Source organism: Calidithermus terrae (genome assembly GCF_003574345.1).
GTDB classification, from domain to species: Bacteria; Deinococcota; Deinococci; order Deinococcales; family Thermaceae; genus Calidithermus; species Calidithermus chliarophilus.
In genome coordinates, this window is record NZ_QXDL01000286.1 from 1 (window position 1) to 4,168 (window position 4,168).

Genomic DNA, 4,168 nt, shown 5'->3' on the forward strand with positions numbered 1-4,168 from the left:
CCTCCCGCCCCACCCCTGGCCCCCGGAGCCCGAGACCGACCCCTTCGACGGCCCCACCCTCAGCCCGCACTTCCAGACCCTGCGCCTCCCCGCCGACGGCTCCTGGCTCTCCCTCAGCGAGCGCCCCGGCTTCCTGCGCCTCTACGGGCGCGAGTCGCTGATCTCGCGCCACCGCCAGAGCCTGGTGGCCCGCCGCCTGCAGCACTTCTACGCCGAGGCCGAGACCGCGCTGGAGTTCGAGCCCCGGCACTTCCAGCAGATGGCCGGGCTGGTGTGCTACTACGACACGCGGCACTGGGTCTACCTGCGCCTCAGCCGCGACGAGGAGCTGGGCAAGACCCTCAACCTGCTGGCGTGCGACGCCGGGCGCTACGACGAGCCGCTGGGGCGCGAGGTGGGCGTGGGGGAGGCCGCGCGCGTGTACCTCAAGGTGCGCTTCGAGCGCGAGACCTTCCGCTTCTTCTACGCCCTCGACGGCCAGCGCTGGCAGCCCGTCGGCCCCGCCTTCGACTCCGGCAAGCTCTCCGACGACTACTGCAACGGCCTGTCCTTCACGGGCACCTTCATCGGCCTGTGCGCGCAGGACCTCAGCGGGGCGCGGCTGCACGCGGACTTCGACTGCTTCACGTACCGGGGGCTTGGTTAGGGAGAGGTAGATGGTCGATAGCCGATAGCCCGTGGAGAAAGCTTTTGATGAACCAAGGGCCACAGGCCACCAGCCCTCGAAGGGGGTCCCCATGAAGCTGAACCTTCCCAAACTTCTGTTCCTCCTGGCGCTGGCCCTTCCCGGCGCCCTGGCCCAAGACCTTCCCGGGTGGCGGCTGACCTGGGCCGACGAGTTCAACCTGCCGCTGGGAAGCCCGGTGGACCGCAGCAAGTGGAACGTGGAGACCGGCGGCTGGGGCAACGGCAACAGCGAGCTGCAGTACTACACCGAATCCACCCTCAACGCCGTGCACGACGGGCGCAACCTGGCGATCACCGCGCTCGAGCAGCGCCTGCCGGGCCTGCGCTGCTGGTACGGGCCCTGCCGCTACACCTCCGCGCGGCTCAACACCCGCGGCAAGTTCGAGCAGCGCTACGGCCGCTTCGAGGCCCGCATCAAGCTCCCGCGCGGGCAGGGGCTGTGGCCCGCGTTCTGGCTGCTGGGCAACAACATCGGCACGGTGAGCTGGCCCCTGTGCGGCGAGATCGACGTGATGGAGAACATCGGGCGCGAGCCGCGCACCGTGCACGGCACCATCCACGGCCCCGGCTACTCGGGCGGCGCGGGCATCGGCAAGCCCTACACCCTCCCCGCCGACTTCGCCGACGCCTTCCACGTCTTCGCGCTCGAGTGGGAGCCGGAGGAGCTGCGCTGGTACGTTGACGGCGTGCTCTACCAGACCCGCACCCCCGCCGACCTCCCCGAGGGCGCGCGCTGGGTCTTCGACCGCCCCTTCTTCCTCATCCTCAACCTCGCCGTGGGCGGGGCCTGGCCCGGCATGCCCGACGCGACCACGCGCTTCCCGCAGCGGATGCTGGTGGACTACGTGCGGGTGTACGAGCGGCTCGATGGCCGGTAGGCGGGCGCTGGGCGCGGGTCGGACGTCCTGCGCCGTACGCAAGACGCAAAACGCCGGTCGGACGTCCTACGTCGTACGCTGAATGCCGAATGCAAGACGCAAAACGCTAAACGCCGAACGTCGAACGTCGAATGCAAGATGCCAGACGTAGGGGCGGGCCCCCGTGCCCGCCCGCCTCTGACTGAGGGTTGATGGCCCATCCAAGGAGATCGACCATGACGAACCGACGGAGATTCGGGTTGGCCTGCGCCGCCTTGTTGACCTCGAGCCTGGCCCTCGCCCAGGGGGGGCAGCCCCTCTACAAAGACCCCGCGCAGCCGGTGGAGAAGCGCGTCGCCGACCTGCTCGCGCGCATGACGCTGGAGGAGAAGCTGGGGCAGATGACGCAGGTGGCGGTGTCGAAGCTGATGTCGGACGGCTGGGGGCTGGGGCCGCTGAGGGGGGAGCTGCTCGAGCGCTACCTCGTGCAGCGCGGCATCGGCTCGGTGCTCTCGGGCGGGGGGATGGGGCCGGTGCCCAACACGCCCCGCGCCTGGGCCGAGATGACCAACGCCCTCCAGCGGGCGGCGGTGGAGAAGGGGCGCCTGGGCATCCCCCTCCTCTACGGCGTGGACGCGGTGCACGGGCACAACAACGTCGTGGGGGCTACGCTCTACCCCCATAACCTGGGCCTGGCGGCGACCTGGAACCCGGCCCTGGTGGAGCAGGTGGCCCGGAGGGTGGGGCAGGAGCTGCGGGCTACGGGCACGCTGTGGAACTTCGCCCCCGTGGCCGACCTGGGCCGCGACCCGCGCTGGGGCCGCTTCTACGAGACCTTCGGCGAGGACCCGCTGCTGGCGGGCAGCCTGGTGGCCGCGACGGTGCGGGGCCTGCAGGCCGGCCGCGTCGCCGCGACGCTCAAGCACTTCACCGGCTACGGCCAGCCCTTGGGCGGCACCGACCGCAGCCCGGCCTTCCTGGCCCCCCGCACCCTGCAGGAGGTGTGGCTGCCGCCCTTCCGGGCGGGCCTCGAGGCCGGCGCCCTCACGGTGATGGCCAACAGCGGCTCGCTCAACGGCGTGCCGGTGCACGCCTCGCGCTACCTGCTCACCGACGTGCTGCGCGGCCAGATGGGCTTCAAAGGCGTGGTGATCTCCGACTGGAACGACATCGACAAGCTCGTGGGCGACCACAAGGCCGCCGCCGGCTTCGCCGAGGCCGTGGCCCTGAGCGTCAACGCCGGCGTGGACGTGTACATGGTGCCCATGGAGGTCGAGCGCTACCTCCAGACCCTCAAGGAACTCGTCGAGGCCGGCCGGATCCCCCGCGCCCGCGTTGACGAGGCGGCAGGCCGCGTCCTGCGGCTGAAGTTCGAGCTCGGCCTCTTCGAGCGCCCCTACGCCGAGGTGGCCGAGGCCGAGAAGGTGGTCGAGGCCCAGCGCCCGCTGGCGAAGCAGGCCGCCCTCGAGTCCGTCACCCTGCTGGAAAACGCCGCCTCCACCCTGCCGCTCACCAACGTCAGGACCCTCCTCGTCACCGGCCCCGCCGCCACCGACAAGACCATGCAGATGGGCGGCTGGAGCATCGACTGGCAGGGCAAGGAGGGGGCCAAGGCCCCCGGGGCGACGGTGCTCGAGGGCCTCCAGAAGGGCGCGCCGCAGGGCGTTAAGGTGGCCTACGCCGACCCCAAGGACGCCAGGGCCCTCGCCGCGGCGGTCAGGGCCTCCGACGCGGTGGTGGTGGCCCTGGGCGAGAAGCCCTACGCCGAGAACGAGGGCAACAACCTCACCGGCGAGCTCCCCGCCGAGCAGTACAAGCTGCTGCGCGACCTCGAGGCGATGGGCAAACCGGTCGTGCTGGTGCTCTTGGCCGGCCGCCCCCTGGCCTTCCCCGCCGACGCGTGGCTCGTCCCCGAGGCCATCCTCATGGCCTACCTCCCCGGCTCCGAAGCGGGCAGCGCCCTCGCCGACGTGCTCTTCGGCCGCCACAACCCCAGCGGCCGCCTGCCCTTCACCTGGCCCAAGCTCTTCGGCCAGGTGCCCTTCACCTACGACCGCTACCCCGACATCTACCCCAAGGCCGAGCCGCTGTACCCCTTCGGCTACGGCCTGAGCTACACCGACTTCACCTACCGCCTGCAGGCCGCCAGAGCCACCGCCACCGCCGTGGAGGTGGACGTCGAGGTGCGCAACACCGGCAAACGCGCCGGCAGCGACGTGGTGCAGCTCTACACCCGCTTCCCCCCGCTCGGCCTCCTCGCCCCCCGCGAACGCCTGGTGGCCTTCGCCAAGGTGAACCTCGAGCCCGGCCAAACCCGCACCCTCAAGCTCACCGCCCCTCTAGACCGCTTCGCCCTGGTGCCGGGCGACGTGTTCAGCCTCGAGCTGCCCCGCGTGCTGCCTGGGCGCTACGTTTTGCGGGTGGGGGAGCAGACGGTGGGGGTGGAGGTGCGGTGAGGGTCGATAGTCGAACGCCCAACGCCGAACGCTGAACGCCCTTCGGGATCAGTCATCCACTGGGGTTGTGTTCAGCCCCACAAGCCGACTACAGCCCCACTTCCCCGTGGAAGGGCGCTCACGCCGTACTGCCCTGCTCCGGCCGGGGTGTGCGGCCCGCGCGGGAGG

The 4,168-nt window shown here is 71.1% G+C and carries 3 protein-coding genes; all 3 read left to right on the forward strand.

All coding sequences use genetic code 11. The features are described from left to right. The coding region (locus Mterra_RS19390; RefSeq protein WP_476727203.1) for a beta-xylosidase family glycoside hydrolase at positions 1-646 on the forward strand (646 nt) is incomplete at its 5' end. 91 nt (positions 647-737) lie between these two features. Then, positions 738-1,565, forward strand: a complete 828-nt coding sequence (locus Mterra_RS19395) for a glycoside hydrolase family 16 protein (RefSeq protein WP_119316621.1) — start codon at positions 738-740, stop codon at positions 1,563-1,565. A 215-nt stretch (positions 1,566-1,780) separates the two neighbouring features. Continuing rightward, positions 1,781-4,000 (forward strand): glycoside hydrolase family 3 N-terminal domain-containing protein, encoded by a 2,220-nt coding sequence (locus Mterra_RS19400; RefSeq protein ID WP_119316622.1) that lies wholly within the window; start codon positions 1,781-1,783, stop codon positions 3,998-4,000. Positions 4,001-4,168: the final 168 nt, after the last annotated feature.

What these genes read in the sequence shown, in the direction of transcription:
- Mterra_RS19395 (WP_119316621.1), top strand. Translation starts at nt 738, where the DNA reads ATGAAGCTGAACCTTCCCAAACTTCTGTTCCTCCTGGCGCTGGCCCTT.
- Mterra_RS19400 (WP_119316622.1), top strand. Translation starts at nt 1,781, where the DNA reads ATGACGAACCGACGGAGATTCGGGTTGGCCTGCGCCGCCTTGTTGACC.